Annotated in this window: 12 protein-coding genes and 2 pseudogenes; 7 read left to right on the top strand and 7 right to left on the bottom strand. The window is 64.0% G+C overall.

Annotated features, from left to right (window positions below; all coding sequences use genetic code 11):
• Window positions 1-130: 130 nt before the first annotated feature.
• From JFV30_RS13375 to JFV30_RS13355, 5 genes and pseudogenes are all read left to right on the top strand, one after another.
• A complete protein-coding gene (locus JFV30_RS13375) occupies window positions 131-1306 on the top strand; it encodes an LLM class flavin-dependent oxidoreductase (protein WP_201124240.1) in 1176 nt (391 codons plus the stop codon).
• Window positions 1307-1309: 3 nt separating this feature from the next.
• Window positions 1310-2860: an ABC transporter substrate-binding protein gene (locus tag JFV30_RS13370; RefSeq protein WP_201124238.1), complete on the top strand. Its 1551-nt coding sequence runs from the start codon at window positions 1310-1312 to the stop codon at window positions 2858-2860.
• Complete coding sequence (locus tag JFV30_RS13365) at window positions 2853-3899, top strand: ABC transporter permease (RefSeq protein WP_201124236.1); 1047 nt, start codon at window positions 2853-2855, stop codon at window positions 3897-3899. The genes JFV30_RS13370 and JFV30_RS13365 overlap by 8 nt, the downstream gene beginning before the upstream one ends.
• Entirely contained in the window at window positions 3896-4732 is an 837-nt protein-coding gene (locus JFV30_RS13360) for an ABC transporter permease (RefSeq protein ID WP_201124234.1), read from the top strand. Before JFV30_RS13365 ends, JFV30_RS13360 begins: the two co-directional genes overlap by 4 nt.
• Window positions 4729-6505, top strand: a pseudogene (locus JFV30_RS13355) (dipeptide ABC transporter ATP-binding protein). The gene JFV30_RS13360 and the pseudogene JFV30_RS13355 overlap by 4 nt, the downstream one beginning before the upstream one ends.
• A gap of 87 nt (window positions 6506-6592) precedes the next feature.
• Here the strand turns inward: JFV30_RS13355 and JFV30_RS13350 are convergent.
• The 7 genes and pseudogenes from JFV30_RS13350 to JFV30_RS13320 form a co-directional block, all read right to left on the bottom strand.
• Window positions 6593-7051 (bottom strand): REP-associated tyrosine transposase, encoded by a 459-nt coding sequence (locus JFV30_RS13350; RefSeq protein ID WP_201124233.1) that lies wholly within the window; start codon window positions 7049-7051, stop codon window positions 6593-6595.
• Window positions 7052-7227: 176 nt separating this feature from the next.
• Entirely contained in the window at window positions 7228-8307 is a 1080-nt protein-coding gene (locus JFV30_RS13345) for an LLM class flavin-dependent oxidoreductase (RefSeq protein ID WP_201124231.1), read from the bottom strand.
• Window positions 8308-8326: 19 nt separating this feature from the next.
• Window positions 8327-10888, bottom strand: a complete 2562-nt coding sequence (locus JFV30_RS13340; RefSeq protein ID WP_201124228.1) for a TonB-dependent receptor plug domain-containing protein — start codon at window positions 10886-10888, stop codon at window positions 8327-8329.
• Window positions 10889-11036: 148 nt separating this feature from the next.
• Window positions 11037-12593 carry an ABC transporter substrate-binding protein gene (locus JFV30_RS13335; RefSeq protein WP_201124226.1) on the bottom strand — a complete coding sequence of 519 codons (1557 nt, stop codon included), beginning with the start codon at window positions 12591-12593 and terminating at the stop codon, window positions 11037-11039.
• A 4-nt stretch (window positions 12594-12597) separates the two neighbouring features.
• Window positions 12598-13805, bottom strand: a pseudogene (locus JFV30_RS13330) (LLM class flavin-dependent oxidoreductase).
• 13 nt (window positions 13806-13818) lie between these two features.
• Window positions 13819-15045, bottom strand: coding sequence for an alpha/beta hydrolase family protein (locus tag JFV30_RS13325; protein WP_201124223.1), 1227 nt, complete (start codon window positions 15043-15045; stop codon window positions 13819-13821).
• Window positions 15046-15059: 14 nt separating this feature from the next.
• Window positions 15060-16136, bottom strand: coding sequence for an ABC transporter substrate-binding protein (locus JFV30_RS13320; protein ID WP_010171258.1), 1077 nt, complete (start codon window positions 16134-16136; stop codon window positions 15060-15062).
• Between the two features lie 401 nt (window positions 16137-16537).
• Between JFV30_RS13320 and JFV30_RS13315 the strand changes: the two genes are divergently transcribed.
• Together JFV30_RS13315 and JFV30_RS13310 are read left to right on the top strand one after the other, a co-directional pair.
• On the top strand, window positions 16538-17614 hold the full coding sequence (locus JFV30_RS13315; protein WP_010171256.1) for a sigma-54 interaction domain-containing protein: 1077 nt from the start codon (window positions 16538-16540) through the stop codon (window positions 17612-17614).
• A gap of 48 nt (window positions 17615-17662) precedes the next feature.
• Window positions 17663-18274, top strand: a complete 612-nt coding sequence (locus tag JFV30_RS13310) for an LpxA family transferase (protein WP_201124222.1) — start codon at window positions 17663-17665, stop codon at window positions 18272-18274.
• The last annotated feature ends 688 nt before the right edge of the window (window positions 18275-18962 follow it).

The following is an 18962-nucleotide window of genomic DNA, read 5'->3' as shown; positions in this document are numbered from 1 at the left end:
ACCACGACCCCTGTAGGAGCCGGCTTGCCGGCGATAGCGGTGCATCAGGCGACATTCCTGTTGGATGTGCCACCGTCATCGCCGGCAAGCCGGCTCCTACAAGGGGCGGTTCCATTCAAGGATGTCTGTCATGGCTGTAAAGATTCTCTGGTACCTCACCACGCCCGATGGGCCTTATCCGTGGGAGCCTGAAGGCCGCTGGAAGACCGACTTCCAGCACCTCAAGCAACTCGCCGTCGCCAGCGACCGCCTGGGGTTCTACGGCTCGCTGCTGGGCTCCAGCCCGAATGAAAGCCTGGCGGTGGCCGCGTCGTTGATTGACGCCACCCAGCGCCTGCGTTTCCTGGTGGCGCAACACCCGGGCGAACTGTCGCCGGCGGTGTTGGCCAAATGGGCATTGACCTTCGACCAGTTCTCCAATGGCCGCCTGCTGTTCAACGTGGTCAACGGCAATGACGCCGGCCTGGCCACGTTGGGCGTGCATTATGCGCATGACGAGCGTTACGCCTTCAGCCTCGAATACTGGCGCGCTTTCCAGGGCTTCTACGCCGGGGACACTCGGGGCTATGACGGCGAATACGTCAAGCTCGCCCCGCGTGCGCCGGGGGCGGCCAAACATCCGCTGGGCGGCTGGCACCCGCCGTACCAGAAGCCGGGCATCCCGCTGTGGGGCGCCGGCACGTCGGGGCCGGGGGTTGAGCATTCGGTGCAGTTGCTCGACGTGTACCTGAGCTTCGCCAACACCCCGCCAAAACTCGGCGACAAGTTCCGCAAGGTCGCCGCCGAAGCAGCAAAGATCGGCCGTGAACTGACCTTTGGCACCCGCCTGCAAATCATCGTGCGCGAGACCGAAGAAGAGGCCTGGGCCCACGCCGAGAAACTGCTGCAACGCACCTCGCTGCAAACCGCCCGCACTGCCATCGAACGCCAGTTGCCCCCCGGCGTGAGCTTCGAGGATTTCCACAGCGACGACCCGCAAACCCAACGCAACGTCGATACCATTCGCGCCGGCCGCCTGCCCAAGGCCCGCGACCTGGAGATTTACCCCAACGTGTGGCTCGGCCCGAGCCTGTTCGGCTTCAATATCCTCGGCCCGGCCGCCGGCACTTACCTGGTGGGCAGCGCCGAACAGGTGGCCGAGCGCATTCGCGAGTACGAAGCCCAGGGCACCTCGGCGTTCATCCTGTCGGGCTTCCCGCTGATCGATGAAGCGCACCGGGTGGCGGACCTGCTATTCCCGCTGCTGGACCTGGACCACGGTTTTGAAGTGCCGCGTCTGAACGCCGTGCAACACCAAGAGGCGTAACGGATGAGCGAAGGATTTTCCCGCCGGGTGTTCCTCGGCAACAGCCTGGCCATCGGCGGCGGTTTGCTGCTGGGTGGCTGTGACAGCGGCGCAGCGCCGGCAGCGGTGCTGTCGACCACACCGACCACCGGCGGACGCCTGCGCATCGGCATCATCGACGGCGACCAGTCCGGCAACCTCGATGCCCATAAACCGGTGGGCGGCGGGATCATTCGCGGCTGGGCGCTGTACAGCAAGTTCTGGGAATGGAACACCGACGTCAGCACGCGCCTGGCCCTGGCCGAGTTCGCCGAGCCGAACGCCGACGCCAGCGCCTGGACCATCCGCATCAAGCCAGGCCTGGAGTTTCACCACGGCAAGACCATCGGCGCCGACGACATGCTGTTCTCGCTGCTGCGCCTCACCGACCCGAAACTGGCCTCGCCGTTTGCCGGCCTGGTGGGTGCCATCGACCGCAATGCGCTGCGCAAGCTGGATGAGCGCACCATCGAAATCCGCTTCAAACAGGGCCAGAGCTTCTTCCCGCTGGATGAAACCCTGATCAGCTTCGGCGGCATCGTGCCCACCGACTACGACCCCATCACCAATCCGGTGGGCGCCGGCCCCTACAAGCTCAAGCGCTTCGTGCCCGGCCAGCGTTCGCTCTACAGCCGGTTCGAGAATTACTACAAGCCCGGTCAGCCCTACGCCGACGAACTGGAAATCATCGAGTTCAAGGACCAGGTGTCGCGGGTCGCGGCCTTGCGGGCCGGGCAGATCGACGTCGCCAGTGGCGTGCAGGCTGAGCACAGCGCATTGCTCAAGGCCGACTCGCGCCTGGCGCTGTGCGTGTCGCCCAGCACCTCGTTCACCGGCTTCAACCTGAACCTGGCCAAGCCGCCGTTTGATGACGTGCGGGTACGCCAGGCGTTCCGTTTGCTGGCCGATCGGCAGGAACTGATAGACCGTGGCCTCAACGGTTTCGGGCGCATCGCCAACGACCTGTATTCGCCCCATGACCCCACCTACAACCATGACATTGCGCAGCGTCCCCATGACCTGGACCAGGCACGCTCGCTGCTGCGCCAGGCCGGGCAGACCGATCTGCGTGTTGAACTGACGACCCCGTCCGGCCCCGGCGTGAATGCCGCGCTGGTGTTTGCCCAGCAGGCGAAGAAGGCCGGGGTGGAGGTGCGGGTGACCCAGGTCGACGGCGCCGTATTCAACGGCCCGCAGCGTGAACAGTGGCAGCTGTCGCCGGGTTCTACGCCGGCCCGTGGCTTCCTCGCGTCGGCGTTGCACAACGACGCACCGTTGGCGATCTACAACCGCAGCAATTTCCACGACGAGCGCTTCGACGCGCTGTACCGCCAGGCCCTGGCCCAACCGGATCTGCAACTGCGCAAAGGCCTGGTGCACGAGGCCCAGCAGATTCAACACGAGCGCGGTGGCCTGCTCATCTGGGGCTTCAACGACGTGCTGGACGCCGCATCGGTACGGGTCGGCGGCCTCACGCCGGAACAGACCACCTTCGCCTCCTGGCGCTTTGACGAGTTGTGGTTGAACCATGTCTAAGCCCCTGCGAACGCCGGCCTGGCTGTCGTGGTTCGTCGGCCGCCTGGGCTACGGCCTGCTCACCGCCTGGGTGATCAGCCTGGTGGTGTTCATCGCCACCCAGGCGCTGCCCTCGGACCCGGCCCGGGTGATTCTCGGCCCCGACGCGCCGCTGCAAAGCATCCTCACCCTGCAACATCAACTGGGGCTGGACCAGCCGATCCTTCGGCAGTACCTGCGCTGGCTCGGCTCGGCCCTGAGCGGCGACCTCGGGGTGTCACTGGACTCCAACGCGCCAGTCAGCAGCATCCTGTGGGGCCGTTTCGGCTACACCCTGGCGCTGCTCGCCGGGGTCATCGCCGTGGTGGTGCCGGCGGCGCTGGGCCTTGGTGTGTACCTGGCACTGCGCCGCGACAACTACCTCGACCGCTGGAGCCTGTCGCTGCTGATTTTCCTCAAGGCCACGCCGGGCTTTCTGTTGGCCATCGGCCTGGTGCTGCTGTTTTCCATGCCGCATATGGACTGGTTGCCGGCGGTGTCGATCCTCGACCCGGACCAGTCGCTGTGGCGCCAGTTGCCGTTCCTCGTGCTGCCGGTGTTGGCCCTGAGCCTGTCGGCGCTGCCGTACCTCACGCGGATGGTGCGTGCGGCGATGATCGACGCGCTGGAGTCCGACTACGTGATTGCCGCACGGCTGCGGGGCATTCCCCATTGGCGGATCGTGTGGCGGCACACCTTGCCCAATGCGCTGGTGCCGGCGATTCAAGGTGTGGCGCTGACCCTGCGCACGCTGATCGGCGGCGCAGTGCTGGCCGAGGTGATCTTCAGTTACCCCGGCATCGGCACGGCCCTTAACGCGGCGATCCAGATGCGTGATTTGCCGATGATCCAGGCCATCGTGCTGGTGATCAGCCTGGCGGTGGTACTGATCAACCTATTGGCTGACCTGCTGACGGTGCTGCTCACGCCAAAGCTGCGCACGGCCCGTCGCGTGACAATGATTTCGCGCAACCGCCGGGGCATTACCCCGTGGTGGCGGCGCTCCCGAGGTGATGCATGAGCAAGAGTCGAGTTTCCCGCTGGCTGGCCGAGCCGCAGACCCGCAAAGGTGCGCTGATCACCGTGCTGGTGATCGCCGTGGCGCTGTTCGGCCCGTTGCTGGCGCCCCATGGCTCGACGGACATGGTCGGGCCGGTGTACGGCGCGCCAACGGGTCGGGCGTTGCTCGGGTATGACTTCCTCGGGCATGACGTGTTGTCGCGGCTGCTCAGCGGTGGCCTGTCGGTGTTGTGGATGTCAGTGGCGGCGGCGAGCATTGCCCTCGCGGTAGGCAGCACCCTTGGCTTGCTCGCCGGCCTGTCGCGGCGGCGCCTGGACCAGTTGATCACCTGGCTGGCGGACGTGTCCCTGGCGTTTCCCGACCTGATCCTGGTGCTGTTGATTGTCTCGATGCTGGGTCGTGCGCCGTGGTTGATCGTGCTCACGGTGTCGATTGCATTTATCCCGGGGGTGATTCGCCTGGCGCGGGCCAGCGCGGTGGCGGTGGCGGGGCAGGAATTTGTCGAGGCGGCGCAGATGATGGGCTATTCGCGGCGGCGGATCCTGTTCAAGGAGATCCTGCCGAACATCCTCACACCCTTGCTGGTGCACTTCGGCAACATGCTGACCTGGGGCGTGGGCATGCTCTCGGGCCTGAGTTTTCTCGGTTATGGCGTGGCGCCGCCGACGGCGGACTGGGGCTTGATGATCAATGAAAACCAGGCCGGGTTGCTGGTGCAGCCCTGGGCCGTGCTGGCACCGGCGGTGCTGATCGGCGTATTTGCCTATGGCACCAATATCCTCGCTGAAGGCATCGGCCGCAGCAGCGCGCGCCTGGGAGAAAAACAGCCATGAATGCGATCGCGGAGATTACGACAACCGTGCTGCAGGTCAGCGGCTTGCGGGTTGAATTGCCGGGGCAGGTGGATGTGCTGTCCGGGGTGTCCTTCAGCCTGGAAGCCGGCGAAATCCTCGGGTTGGTGGGGGAGTCGGGTTCCGGCAAGACCACGCTGGCCACCGCGCTGCTGGCCCATGCCCGGCGCGGCGCGCGGATTGTCGGGGGCCAGGTGCACATCGCCGGCCAGGCGCTGTTGGGCCTGGAAGGTGAAGCCTTGCGCCGCGCCCGTGGCAGCCTGATCGGCTATGTTGCCCAGGACCCGGCCACCGCGCTCAACCCGGCGCTGCGCATTGGCGGCCTGCTGCGCGAAACCCTGGCCGTGCATCCACTCCAGCTGGACAAGGCTGCGCAGCAACAGCGGATTATTGAAACCTTGCGTGATGTGGGCTTGCCGGATGACCCGGAGTTTCTACGGCGCTTTCCCCATCAACTGTCCGGCGGCCAGCAACAGCGGGTGATGCTGGCCCTGGCGTTTGTGCTGCGGCCCCGGCTGATCGTACTGGACGAGCCCACCACCGCGCTGGACGTCACCACCCAGGCGCATATCCTCGCCACCTTGCGCCGCTTGTGCAAAAGCCAGGGCGTGGCGGCGGTGTATGTGTCCCATGACCTGGCGGTGATCAAGGACCTGGTGGACCGGGTGATGGTGATGTACGCCGGGCGGATTGTTGAAACGGCCAGCCGGGACGGGTTGTTCAGTCGGCCATCCCATCCCTACACCCGAGGCTTGCTGGCGGCGATTCCCGATGTGGCCGGGCGCCGTGAATTACGGGCGATTGGCGGGCATGCCCCGGCACCGGGGCAGCGCCCTCAAGGCTGTGGCTTCGGGCCGCGGTGTGAGCGTTTTGGGCCTGAGTGTTCACAGCAGGAACCGCTATTGCAGACGCAGTCGGCGGGGCATGAAGTGGCGTGTTTCACGCCCCATGATCAGCCGTTGCAACGCATCGCCCTGGCACCGATTGCCGCCGTGGATGCGCGCACCGATACCGCCTTGCTGGAGATCAGCGGGTTGAACGTGGCGTATGACCGGCAGGTGCTGTTTGACGTGTCGCTGCAGCTGCTGCCGGGGGAATGCCTGGCGCTGGTGGGCGAGTCCGGCTCCGGCAAGACCAGCCTCGCGCGGGCCGTTGCCGGGTTGGGGGAATGCCGAAGGCGAGCTGCGTTATGCCGGGCAACCGTTGCCGCTGCAGGCACGGCAGCGTGAGGCGGGGTTGCGGCACCAGATTCAGTACATCTTCCAGAACCCGTACCGGGCGCTGAATCCGCGGCAGACGGTGTACCAGACCTTGAGTGCACCGCTGGCGCATTTCTTTGCAGTGAGCGGCGCCGCCGCACGGGAACGGGTGGAGGCGGTGCTCAAGCGCGTATCGCTGCCGGCGTCGGTGGCCGGGTTGTATCCCCACAGCCTGTCTGGCGGTGAGCGCCAGCGCGTGGCGATTGCCCGGGCGCTGTTGTGTGAGCCGAAGCTGCTGATCTGCGATGAGATCACCTCGGCGCTGGACGTCTCGGTGCAGGCGTCGATCCTGGATTTGCTGCGCCAGTTGCAGCGGGACGGTTTGACGTTGTTGTTTGTCACCCACGACCTGGGCGTGGTGCGGGCGATTGCCGACCGGGTGCTGGTGCTGAAGGTCGGGCGGGTGGTGGAGCAGGGCGCGGTGGATAGCGTGCTGGATCAGCCGCAGGCGGCGTATACGCAGACGTTGCTGGAGCATTCGCCCTCGCTGGGCTGACCGACACTGCTGCGCAGTGATCGCCGGCAAGCCGGCTCCTACACGAAACCTGTAGGAGCCGGCTTGCCGGCGATGGCGTCCGTCCGTTCACACCCAAATGGCATCCCACAGCGGATAGTCATGTACCCGCCGCACCAGCCCCGCCCGTATTGGGTTGGCGATGATGTAACGAGCCACGGCCTGCAGGTCTTCCTCCCGGCGAATCGCCCGATCGTGAAAACCTTTCTGCCAGAAACGCCCCGAGCGCCCCAAGTGCGCGTTAACCGCACGCGCACTGCGGGACTTTGTTGCAAGCATCAGTTGCGGCAACGTGCTGTGTTTGAGCTCGACCAGCCAATGGAAATGATCGGGCATGACGACCCAGGCGAGAGAGTCAACCAAACCTTCGGTTGGGGCCTGACGGAATTGATGAACGACTAATCGGCCTACCCGCCAATCGGTGAAGACTGGATCGCGGTGCTGGGTGACTGCTGTCAGCATGTAAATCTGCCCGGGTTCGGAATAGCGGCCGGTGCGTAGGTGTTTGGCGTGGGGAAGCGTGGACATTCCTTGTCCTCCTGTTGGAAATACAGGCAGGGAAGGCTAGTGCGTAACGTCGAGATTTGGGGCGGGCTTTTGGCTCAGGGTGTGTCTGTGGGGGCGCCATCGCCGGCAAGCCGGCTCCTACAGGTGTGCGCGTTTTACTGTAGGAGCCGGCTTGCCGGCGATGGCGGAGGCCGTCTTTACGCGGCCTTTCTGCGCCGGGCTTCCTCGCGCACTGCCGGAATGATCCACCGCCCATAATCCACGGTGTCATACAGCGGGTCATACCCCCGATTCAAAAACGTCGTGACCCCCAGGTCCACATAATCCAGCAGCGCCTGGGCCACGGTCTCCGGTGTGCCTACCAATGCCGTGGTATCGCCATACGCCCCCACAGCCGTCGCCGTCGGCATCCACAACGCGCGGTCATGCCGATCGCCTAAAGCCGCCGCTGCCAGCAAGCGTTCCGACCCCGTTCCCTTGATTCGCTTCTGCCACGGACTGCCCGCTGCAAACTGTGGATTGGCCTTGATCTGCTCCAGAATCTGCTCGGCCCGTTGCCAGGCCAGTTCCTCGGTCGCGCCCAAAATCAGGCGCACCGACAAACTCACCCGCGGCGCCTGCACACCCGCTGCACTGGCCGCCGCCTTGAGCTTGGCAATCTGCTCCGCCACACCGCTCAACGGTTCGCCCCACAGCGCATACAGATCCGCATGCTTGACCGCAATCTGATACGCAATGTCCGATGAGCCGCCAAACGAAATCGGGATATGGGGCTGTTGCAGCGGCTTGACCGGCGAAAACGCGCCCTTGATGTTGAAGTACTTGCCCTCGAAGTCGAACGGCTCTTCGGCGGTCCAGGTGCGCCGCACAATTTCCAGGTATTCGTCGGTGCGTTGGTAGCGCTCGGTCTTGTCCAGCAGGAAGTCGCCTTCCTGGGGCTCGGCGGTGATGCCGGTGATAGCGTGCAGGCGAATGCGCCCGCCGCCGGTGGTGTGGTCCAGCGTGGCGAAGGCTCGGGCGGCGACTGTCGGGGCAGTGAGTCCCGGGCGGTGGGCGATCATGAAACCCAGGTGTTCGGTGTGCGCCGCGGCGTAGGCGGCGATTTGCAGGCTGTCGGCACTGCCGGGCCCGCTGGCGATCAGTACCCGGTCAAAGCCGGCGTGTTCATGGGCGCGGGCGTGGTGGCGGATAAAATCGAGGTCGAAATCCGGGCTGCGCACGCCACGGGTCTCGGACCATTGGCGGGGGAAGATCATGCCGACAAATTCAATGGACATGCTGAGGCTCCTTTGAGGGTTAGAACTGGTAGTCGACCTGGGCCAGCAAGGTGCGGCCCGGCATCGGTTGCAGGAAGGTATTGGTGGAGCCGGCCAGGCCGCTGACGAAGTTCAGCTCGTTGGTCAGGTTCAGCACACGCAAGGTGGTGCTCCACTGCGGCTGGCGGTAGTACACGGCAAGGTCGAGGTTGTATTCGTTGGGGATCTTTACGGTCTTGCTCAGGTTCAGGTACCAGTTGCTGGTCCACCAGCCGGACAGCTCGGCGCCAAAGCCCGAGTCGAAGCGGTAGTCGACGTAGCCACTGGCGGTGTATTCAGGAATCTGCACCGCGTCGAAACGCCCGGACGGCCGCTGGTTGAGGCTGTTGTTGTCGCCGAACACCGTGCCGTTGTCGGGCACGAACCCGGCCGAGGCAAAGCCCGCCTGGGAGGTGAATTCGTTGTAGGCGTTGAGCTTGGACAGGTTCAAGCCGCTGCGCAGGTGGTCATCCGGCTGATAGCGCACGGTGGCTTCCACGCCCTTGATCACCAGCCGCGCGATGCTGTTGTTGCTGTCTGGCGCCTGGTCCCGGGCCTGCTTGAACGCGGCGAGGGTCATGAACAATTGGTTGGGCACCGCTTCCACCTTCACGCCCACTTCGTGCAACACGCTCAGGCTCTGGAACGCCAGCGGGTTGAGCAGGTTGGCGCCACTGCCGCTGCCCCACCCCAGGCCGTTGGAAAAGAACCCGGTGTTGACCGCCAGCGAGCGATCGAAGGTGTAGTAGAGCGTGGTGTTTTCCGTGGGCTTGACGTAGGGGCTGACCTGGAATGCGAACAGCCGGTAATTGTCACTGTCCTTGCGCGGGTTGCCGCCGGCGAGCACGAAGGGGTTATCGATCTCGGCCTCGATCCAGCTGCGGCTGGCACCGATGTTCAGGCCGAAATAGTCGCCGTACTTCAGGTTGTGCTGGCTGAACAGGGTCTTGGTGGTCCAGGTGCTTTCGGCGGTGTAGGGCGCCACGGACTCGGCATAGAGCCCGTGCCCGGCCGGGTACATCGGCGGCAGGTTCAGCCAGCCGTAGTAATTCGAATACTGCGGCACGCCGGGCTGGCCGATCCACGCGCCATTGCCCCCGGCCGGGTTGGCACCGGTGAGGCCCAGCAGGTCGCCGGGGTTCTTGCCCGAAGGGTCCTGGGTCAAGTCATAGGCGTTGATGGTGGAGCCGAAGCTGTTGTTGGCAGCGATCGACTGGTTGAACTCGCGGCGATAGATCAGGCCGGTGTTGCTGTCATCCCGCAGGGTCCAGCCGCCCAGGCGGGTTTCATTGCGTGAGCGGAATTCGAAGCGGTTGTCGAAGATGTTGTCTTTGGATTGCACCTGGAACGAACCCACGGCATCGGTGATGTCCTTGGAGCGTTGGTAGAACGTGCTGTTGGCCACCGTGATGGTGGGCGACAGGTCGGCCTCGATGCGCAGCTGCGTGGTAAAGCGCCGGGAGCTGCTCTCGTCTTCCTTGCGTTGCCCGGTTTGTGAAGACAGCGAGCGTTCGCCGTTACCCGCCAGCGTCGGGTCATACACCCAGCCCCGCAGGCTGCCGGGGTTGCTCTGGGTGTTGGGCGAGGCGGTCTGGAAGCTGCCATCCACCACGCTGTATTGGCCCTGGGCATTGCGTTGGCGTTTGACCCAACCGAGGGTTGGCGCATCGGCGGCGCCGGAGGCCAGCACCGGTGACCACAGGGTGTTGCCGTTCTGGATAATCGGCGTGGCGCGGCCGGCGTAGTACTTGCCGTTGTCCACCAGGTCCTGGGTGGCGCGGTTCCAGCCGTGGGTGATGTTGTAGTCGTAGTAGTTGTCGTAGCTGGCGTTCCAGTCCACCCGCACGTTGTCGTTGCGCCAGGCGAGGGCGCCGTAGAAAGCGTCGAAGTTGTTGTCGACGTTGTCGTAGAAGTCCTGCTGGCGCTGCTTGGTGATGCTCAGGCGGTAGGCCAGGTTGTCGCTCAAGGGGCCGGTGTTGTCGATGCTGAACTTGTTGGAACTGCGGGAGGTGCCGTCCGGTATCCACGAGCCCAGTTCACCGCTGAGTTTGGTCTTGAACGCGTCGAAGTCGGGCTTCTTGCTCAGGTAGTTCACATAACCGCCGCTGCCGGACACCGAGCCGTAGGTGACCGAGGACGGTCCGGCGACGATGTCGGCACCTTCATAGGCGTTGAAGTTTGCCGGGTGGCGCACGCCATAAGCGCGCTGGCCGTCCTGGAACACCTCGGAGCCCTGGGCGCGAAACTGCGGGGCGATGCCGGCGTTCTGGCCGCCGCCCCGGGTGATGCCGGGGGCGTACTTGACCAGGTCGTCGGCGCTGCGGATCGAGTCGTTGGCCAGTTGCTCGGCGTTGATTTGCACCACTGAGCGCGGCGTATCGAGGACCTTGGTCTCGGTGCCGCCGTACACCGACGTTGGTGGGCGAGTGGGCAGGGCGTCGTCATCGGACTGGCTGGCACTGGCCTGCACGGTCACGGTTTGCAGTTGGGTATCGGCGGCAAAGGCCTGGATTGGCAGGCTTGCGGCGAGCAGCAGAGGTAAACGCAAGGCGATAGCGTGCATGGCAGAAATGCCCCATAAAAAGAATGAAGAGCGCACGGTCCCTTGTAGGAGCCGGCTTGCCGGCGATAAGGCCCTTGAGCCCTGCGCCGATCGACCGGACGCCATCGCCGGCAAGCCGGCTCCTACAGGGCGATACGGTGTAAGTGGCTCAGGCGGTGTCTTTGAGCCAGAGCTTTTCGAAGCGCCAGGTGCTGAACAGCGACTCTTCGGATTGCGCGCCGCCGACACGGGTGGAGACGCTGTCGAGCAAGTCGGCATAGCCCCAGATCAGCATCCCGCCGCGTTCGTACTGGATCTGCTGGACCTGATGCACCAGGGCCTTGCGTTTTTCCAGGTCGGGCTGGGCCATGGCGGCCAGGAACAGCTCACTGAATTGCGGGTCGTTGAAGTGGGTCTTGTTGGACACCGCAAACGGCGCGTCGGTATGGATCGCACTGGCCAGGAATGGCGCGCCGATGCTGCCGCCGGTGCTCAGGGTCCAGTCGTTTTTCAGCGGCCCCTGGAAAGTCGCCAGGTCCACCTGCTTGACCTTGAGGGTCACGCCGATACGTTTGGCCTGTTCGGCCAGCACCAGCGCCGAACTCAGGCCCGGCCCCGGGGTGGTGATCAATTCCACCAAGAGGTTTTCCTGGCCGGCGTCCTTCAGCAGTTGCGCCGCGCGTTGCGGGTCGTAGGGGCGTGGGCCGAGGTCGTGGTTGAACGTCGGGTCGCTGGGTGCATACAGGTCGTTGGCCACCCGGCCCTGGCCGTTCAGTGCGCGGCGCACCAGCTCTTCACGGTCGGCCATCAAGCGAAACGCTTCGCGCACCCGTGGGTCGTTGAACGGCGGTTTGTCGAGGTTCATGTCGAACGACAGCCAGTTGCCGGTCACCGAGGTGATGACCTTCAGGCGTGGGTCCTTTTGCAGGATCGGCAACTGCTCGGTGGGCATCACGTTGGCCATGTCGATTTGCCCGGAACGCAGGGCGGCCAGGCGCGAGACCTGATCCTTGAAGTCGATGATCTCCAGCTCATCGGCGTAGGGCTTGCCGTCCTTGTAGTAGTTCTCGAAGCGGGTAAACAGTGAGCGCTGGCCTGGGGTGAAGCTTTTGAGCTTGTAGGGGCCGGCACCCACCGGGTTGGTCACCGGGTGGTAATCCACCGGCACGATGCCGCCGAAGTTGACCCAGGTTTCTGCCAGCGGCATGTAGCTGCGCCCGTCGCGAAAGCTCAGGCGCACGGTGCGGTTGTCGAGCTTGACCAGGTTGTCGCGGTCCACCCAGTGCAGCAGCGCCGCGTAGGGCGAGGCCAGCTGCGGGTCGGTGAGGCGTCGGATCGAGAAGATCAGGTCATCGGCGTCGATGGTCTTGCCGTTGTGAAACTCCAGGCCGGGGCGCAGGCGCAGGGTCCAGCTGCTGGCGTCGGCATTCGGCTCGGCAAACTCGGCCAGGGCCAGGCGCGGTTGCATCTGCTCGTCCCATTCCCAGAGCTTGCTGTACAGCGCAAAGCCGCGAACGATGCCACTGCCCACGGGCTTGTGGGCATCGAGGTTGCCACTCTGGTTGCCATCCAGGATCCCCAGGCGCAGGCGCCCGCCGTAGCGCGGTTGGTCATTGGCGGTGACGCTTTTGGGCGTGTCCCCGGGACCGCAACCGGCCAGCAGCAAGCCGCCGCCGACGGTCACGCTGTAGCCGAGAAAGTCCCGGCGGCTAAGCAGTAGGCTCATGGCATCAGACTCCGGCCGGACCGTTGGCGGAGCGCAGTTCCAGCACGGGCTCCTGGGAGCGGCTCAGTTCGGCGCGTTCATTGAAAAAGTGCGGCAGGATGTGCTCGCCCAGGCGGTAGGCTTCCTCCAGGTGCGGGTAGCCGGCAAGGAAGAACAGGTCGATGCCGATGGCGTTGTACTCGCGAATTCGCGCCACCACGTTCTCGTAGCTGCCCACCAGCGCGCAGCCCGGCGGAATGCCGGTGTAGCCAAAGCCGGTCCACACATTGGGGTGGATGAAGAAGTCATCGAAGCCCTGGGTTTCGGTTTTTCGCTGAAGCCGTGCTCATAGCTGAGCTTGCGTGCTGTACGCAACCCGGCATGGGCCGCCACGGCCTTGACCGCGCCCCGGGCGATGCCTTCGTCGAAGAAACGCTTGGCTTCGGTGCGGGCCAGTTCTTCGGTTTCCCGGGTGATCACGTCAATCGACAGGCCGAAGCGAATGTCGGTGCGGCCCCATTTCAACGCGCGCTCGCGCAGGTCGGCGATCAGGGCGGCGATTTCGTCCGGGTGTTCGGCGCGCATCAGGTAGAAGTCGGCGTGCTTGGCGGCAAACTCCCGGGCGGCGATGGACGAGCCGGCGGTGCAGATCAGCGGCAACTGGGCTTTCTTCAGCGGCCCGCGCAAGCCGCCACCGTCGGCCTTGTAGAACTTGCCGTCGTAGTGGAAGGTTTCGTTGTGCCAATAGCCCTTGACCACGTCCATGAATTCGGTGGCGCGTTCGTAGCGTTCATCGTGGTCGCTGAAGTCGCCCACTTGGCGTTGAATCGCGTCCGAGCCGCCGTTGATGATGTTCCACACCAGGCGGTTGCCGGTGGCGCGCTGGTAGGTTGCCGCCTGCTGCACGGCCACCCAGGGGGTGTAGTGGTAGGGCTGGAACGCGGTGACAAATTGCAGGGTGCGGGTTTCCCGGGCCAGCAGCGCGCAGACGGTCCATGGCTCTTCGCCGGTGGGCGCGTTGACCATCAGCGCGCCGCCAAAGCCGTTGATTTCCGCAGCCCTGGCGATTTGCCCGAGGTAGTCGATGTACGTGAAGTGATCACCGACACTGAAGCCCGACACCGCGCCGGTGCTGGGGCCGCCGCGATGCCAGTCGCCACGGTTGCGTGGGTCGCCGGGCAGGAACTGGGTTTCGCCGTGCAGTGGCAGGCGGGTGAAGAATTCGATGCTCATGCAAGCCTCCTGCTTATTGCGCGGTGGGGGCGCAGATCGGGGTGATCGGCTGGTCGTTGATGACCTTGTGGGCAAACGGGATCGAGTCCTTGAGTGACGCATTGACCGTGGCGCTGTGGCCCAGGCCTTTGTACAGGTGGCCTTCGACGATGGAGCCGGCCTTGCACGCGTCCTGCATCAGCTTGACCTGGGTCGCGGCGGCCGGGGTGGTGTCTTCGGCGCCGGTGCCGATGAAGATCGGCTTCGAGGTTTTCAGCGTCGGGTAGGACACTTGCGCCAGCCACGGGGCGAGCTGCTTGCCCTTGTAGTCTTTCTTGGTGTTGGCGATGCTCAGGCCGAGGCCTTCCACATCGCCTTCGAGGGCGAACAGGCAACTGGTGCGGGCCTGCTCGAATATCGGCAGGGCTTTTTCGGTGTAGAAGTCGGCCGGGTTGATGCTCGGGTCGTATTGCTGGGCGGCGAGCAGGGTGTAGAAGCCGTAGGCCAGGGTTGGATCGACCTTGTTGCGCACTTCTTCGCTGGGGTTTTTCGCGTAGTCGAGGGTGTAGATCACACCGGTGCCGATGCTGCCTTTCACTCCCAGGTCCGGGGCGTAGGTGGCGGCATACGCCGCGGCAGCGAAGGCACCGGCACCGCCCTGGGATTGACCGACGATCAACACCTTGTCGGCCAGCCCGGGTACCCCGGCGACCACGGCCTTGGCGGCGTCGAGAATTCCGTAGGCGGCCATGCGGCTATTGAGCAATGGGTGGCCGCCGGGCACGCCGAGGCCCTGGTAATCGGTGGCGACGACGGCAAAACCTTCGGCCAGCCAGCGATTGAGGTAGGCCACGTCACGGTACGAGCGACCTTGCCAGGACGGTGCGCACACGTCCGCCACGCCCACGGTGCCATGGCCCCAGCTCGCCACCGGCCAACCACCGGCAGGCGGCGTGCCTTTTGGCAGGAACAGTGCGCCGGACACCACGATCGGCGTCTTGTTATCGATGCCGTCGGTGGAGGTGTACAGAATCCGTTGGGCGCTGGCGGCGTTGGCCAGGCTCAGGGTGCTGTCCAGGGGCTCGCTGCGCAGCAGTTTGCCGGGAGCGGCCGGGATGGCTTTTTCCCAGGTGTAGAACGCCGAGACGCGGCCATCGCCTTGCAGCGGGTCGGGTTTGGGGGCGTAGGTGTCGGCAGCAAACACGCTCATGGACAGGGCCAGAACGCTGAGGCCAAAGGCAAAGGAGTGCGGCAGTTTCATGCTCAATTTCCCTATTACGGATTAGTGCTGACCTGGCCACGCAGGGCTGGCCAGTAGTCGGTGAGTTTCAGGTCGATCAGGGCCTGGTTGGTAAAGCCGGTGGCCAGTGACGGGCCGATGTCGTAGGTGTCGCGAATCAGGTGATTGGCCAGGGCGTAGGTGGTGAGGGCCTGGTAGTGCGCCTTGAGTTGCTGGTCGCTTTTTGGCGCCCAGCGATCCTTCCAGGCCACCGGGTCGTCCTGATCGTCGCGGCGCAGCACGCTTTCGGCGGTGCCGGCGCGGGAAGACAACTGGTAATAGGCGTCCTGGTTCTGTGGCTGGGAAATCCACCACGCGGCTTTCACCCAGGCCGTGGCGAGCAATTGGGTGATGTCCGGGTGCTGCTGCACGAAGGCCTCGGTGCCCCACAGGTCGGAGACCAGGCGCCAGTCGTTACTGCCTTGCTTGGTCGACCAGATGATCTTGCCCACGCCCTTGTCTTCCAGGGCATAGGCCTCGCTGAGCAACACCGCCGCGTCGACCTTGCCGGCAGACACGGCCGCGGCGCCGACTTGCGGGTTGAGGTTGGCGATCTTGAAGTCGTCGAGCTTCAGGCCCTTGCTGGCCAGGAAGTTGCTGAAGGCGAACTCCCATGGCCGGCCGCGATGCAGCGCCAGGCGCTTGCCCTTGAGGTCTTCGATGGTTTTCGCGGGGGAGCCTTCGGGCACCACCAGGTAGATATTGTTGCCGCTGCCACCGGGCACGATCAGCTTGCCCGGCACACCGCCGGCCCCGGCGATTACCGAAGGCAGGTCACCGCGCACGGCGAAGTCCAGGCTGTTATTGCTGAAGCCTTCGTTGATCTGCGGCCCGGCGCCTGCGTGGGGCAGGGCGATCCACTCCAGCTTGACCCCGCGTTCACGCAGTTGTGCTTCGAGCCAGCCGTCTTCGATGACGCGCCCGGCGATGCCGCCGAACACCGGCTTGCCCCCTTGCGTGTAGGCGACGATGGCGATCTTCACCGACGCCGGTGGCGCCTGTTCAGCCAGCACGCCGGTGCTGACCAGCACACCGAACACGGTGGCAATGCTGTTGCGCCAGAAACTTTTCATTGGGATCTCCCTGCTAAGTGATCGCGACCCCTTGTAGGAGCCGGCTTGCCGGCGAAAGCGTCCGTTTAGTCGGTGCAAGGCTTGAGGGCCTCATCGCTGGCAAGCCGGCTCCTACAGGGAGGTGGCGTTGACAGGGAGAGAGCAGATTGCATGCCATCAGCGGAAAAACGCGCTGCACGCCTTGTAGAACGTGGCTTTGCGGGTTTTCGAGGAGTTGGCTGGCAATGGCTTGGTGCTGATCTGCGCACAGGCAGGTGCTGGCCGATTGCTGCTCCAGCAGCAGGTGGGGTGCGATGTGTTGGTATATTCTTTTTGGGAATATATAAATATTAATTAATAATTAAATGGTATAGAAAACTTCATGCACTATTGACACGCGCTTTTACTGCCAGGAATGCACCATGTCGCTGATCACCCACCCCAACGCCCGTGAATTGACCAAGTCGGTGCGCGCCACCGTGCTGGTCTTCAAGGACCCGCGCTCACAGGAATTGCTCGCGCGTATCGAGCGCCTGGCCCCCAGTGAGGCCAACACCTTGATCATCGGCGAGACCGGCACCGGCAAGGAACTGGTCGCGCGTCATATCCATCATCTGAGCCGTCGCGGGCGTGAGCCGTTTGTGGCGGTGAACTGCGGCGCGTTTGCCGAAACCCTGGTGGAAAGCGAGTTGTTCGGCCACGAAAAAGGCGCGTTCACCGGCGCCACCACCCACAAGGCCGGCTGGTTTGAAGCCGCCAACGGCGGTACGTTGTTTCTGGATGAAATCGGCGATTTGCCGTTGAACATGCAGGTCAAATTACTGCGGGTGCTACAGGAGCGCGAAGTGGTGCGCCTGGGTTCGCGTACGCCGATTCCGATCAACGTACGGCTGGTGGCGGCCACCAACGTCAACCTCGCCGACGCGGTGGTGGCCGGGCACTTCCGTGAGGATTTGTTCTACCGCCTGCACGTCGCCACCATCCGCCTGCCGCCCCTGCGGGAACGTCCCGGCGACATCCTGCCGCTGGCGGAATTTTTTCTTGAAGAACACTGCCAGCGCCTGGGTTACAACCGCGCTTCGCTGAGCATCGATGCCGAGCGCAAGCTGCTGGAACACAGCTGGCCGGGCAATATTCGCGAGCTGGAAAACGCGATTCACCATGCGTTGCTGGTGTGCCGTAATCAGTTGGTGCAGCCGCCGGACCTGCACCTGGTGGACATGCGTTCCTCGGGCATCCGCCAGGACGAGGCAAACCAGGCCGCGCCCGCGATCACCGGGCCGGTGAGCCTTGAGGCGGCGCTGAATGCGTTGTTCGAGCAGAACATTCCGGACCTTTACGAGCACATCGAGGAGACGGTCTTTCGTGCGGCCTATCGTTACTGCCATGGCAATCAGTTGCAGACCGGGCGCTTGCTGAATATCAGCCGCAACATTGTGCGGGCGCGGTTGGAAAAGATCGGCGAACTGGGCAAGCCGGTGCTGCTCGACGGGCAGTGACGGGGGTGTTAGCGTTTCGGGCTTCGCTGATCTGTAGAGGGCTCGACGTTGATTCGACTCACCGATTACATCGCTGATTTTTCCCGTTCGCCGCTGGCACCCTGGGTTGACCTTGCACCCTGGGAACTGGTGAACCAGGCGCCTGGCATCGTGCGTCAATTGCTGGCGGGGCTTTCTGACGACGATTACGAGATTCATGACGAGATCGCCGTGCACCGTACTGCGGTGGTTGAAGCGGGCGCTGTTTTGAAAGCGCCGCTGATCATTGGTGCCCACTGTTTTATCGCGGCCGGGGCTTACCTTCGTGGTGGTTGCTGGGTGGATGAATATTGCATCTTAGGGCCGGGTGCGGAGCTCAAGACGTCCTTTGTTTTCAGTGGCAGCAAGTTGGCGCACTTCAACTTTGTGGGTGATTCGGTGTTGGGGCGCGGGGTGAATCTGGAGGCGGGCAGTATCGTTGCGAATTACCGTAATGAGCGGGATGACAAGGAGGTCCAGGTGCGGGTTGATGGGCAGTTGCAGCGTACCGGGTGCGACAAGTTTGGGGCGCTGTTGGGGGATCAGTCGCGGGTTGGAGCCAATGGTGTGTTGGCACCGGGGGCGGTGCTTGCGGCGGGTAGTGTGGTTAGGCGGGGGGAGGTTTTTGATTGTGAGGGGTAGGGGGCTTTTGGGGTACATATCCGTTATTTAGGTAACGGCGGCTTATGGTTTCGCTCTTACAGCGACTCACTTTGGAAAAGCCGGAATGCCGGCCCAGCCCAAAGTAAGCAAAGGGCTCTGCCCCGCCTGTCGGCACCTCGCCTAGGCTCGGTGTTCCCTCACTCCGGCATTGCTCCGCGGGCCGCCGCGACGGGGCGTCCCTGCCCCGTCGCGGCTAAACCGGCGTCCTGCCGGTTTACCCGCTCCTCAATCCCTGCGTTCGGCCTCGGGCTTATTGGGGCAGTCAGATCAAGATCAAAAGCAAGAGCACAGCGGCCTACAGGCCGGCTTGAGTGGTAGAAGCCAGAGCAAAAGCCAAAGCGAAAGCAAAGCTGCTTTTCTGTAGGAGCCGGCTTGCCGGCGAAAAACCTGAGAGCGCCGCGTTGAATCAGTATGCCCGCGTCATCGTTAACGACCTTCGCCGGCAAGCCAGCTCCTACAGGGGATCGTGCCCGCTTTAGATCTTGATTTTGTTTTTGCTCCACACCACTCAAGCCGGCCTGTAGGCCGCTGTGCTCTTGATCTGCTTTTGATCTTGATCTTAGGCGCCCCGTTAAACCACGCTGGCCGAACGCAGGTAGTACGGAGCGGGTAAACCGGCAGGACGCCGGTTTAGCCGCGACGGGGCAGGGACGCCCCGTCGCGGCGG

Origin of the sequence: Pseudomonas sp. TH32, from assembly GCF_016650855.1 — a bacterium.
Taxonomy (GTDB): Bacteria; Pseudomonadota; Gammaproteobacteria; order Pseudomonadales; family Pseudomonadaceae; genus Aquipseudomonas.
Note: the sequence above shows the minus strand (reverse complement) of the source record. Positions and strands in the feature narration are given on the sequence as shown.

Coding starts and splice junctions, on each gene's coding strand:
- JFV30_RS13320 (WP_010171258.1), bottom strand. CDS start 16,136: ATGAAAAGTTTCTGGCGCAACAGCATTGCCACCGTGTTCGGTGTGCTG.
- JFV30_RS13325 (WP_201124223.1), bottom strand. CDS start 15,045: ATGAAACTGCCGCACTCCTTTGCCTTTGGCCTCAGCGTTCTGGCCCTG.
- JFV30_RS13340 (WP_201124228.1), bottom strand. CDS start 10,888: ATGCACGCTATCGCCTTGCGTTTACCTCTGCTGCTCGCCGCAAGCCTG.
- JFV30_RS13335 (WP_201124226.1), bottom strand. CDS start 12,593: ATGAGCCTACTGCTTAGCCGCCGGGACTTTCTCGGCTACAGCGTGACC.
- JFV30_RS13345 (WP_201124231.1), bottom strand. CDS start 8,307: ATGTCCATTGAATTTGTCGGCATGATCTTCCCCCGCCAATGGTCCGAG.
- JFV30_RS13360 (WP_201124234.1), top strand. CDS start 3,896: ATGAGCAAGAGTCGAGTTTCCCGCTGGCTGGCCGAGCCGCAGACCCGC.
- JFV30_RS13375 (WP_201124240.1), top strand. CDS start 131: ATGGCTGTAAAGATTCTCTGGTACCTCACCACGCCCGATGGGCCTTAT.
- JFV30_RS13365 (WP_201124236.1), top strand. CDS start 2,853: ATGTCTAAGCCCCTGCGAACGCCGGCCTGGCTGTCGTGGTTCGTCGGC.
- JFV30_RS13350 (WP_201124233.1), bottom strand. CDS start 7,051: ATGTCCACGCTTCCCCACGCCAAACACCTACGCACCGGCCGCTATTCC.
- JFV30_RS13315 (WP_010171256.1), top strand. CDS start 16,538: ATGTCGCTGATCACCCACCCCAACGCCCGTGAATTGACCAAGTCGGTG.
- JFV30_RS13370 (WP_201124238.1), top strand. CDS start 1,310: ATGAGCGAAGGATTTTCCCGCCGGGTGTTCCTCGGCAACAGCCTGGCC.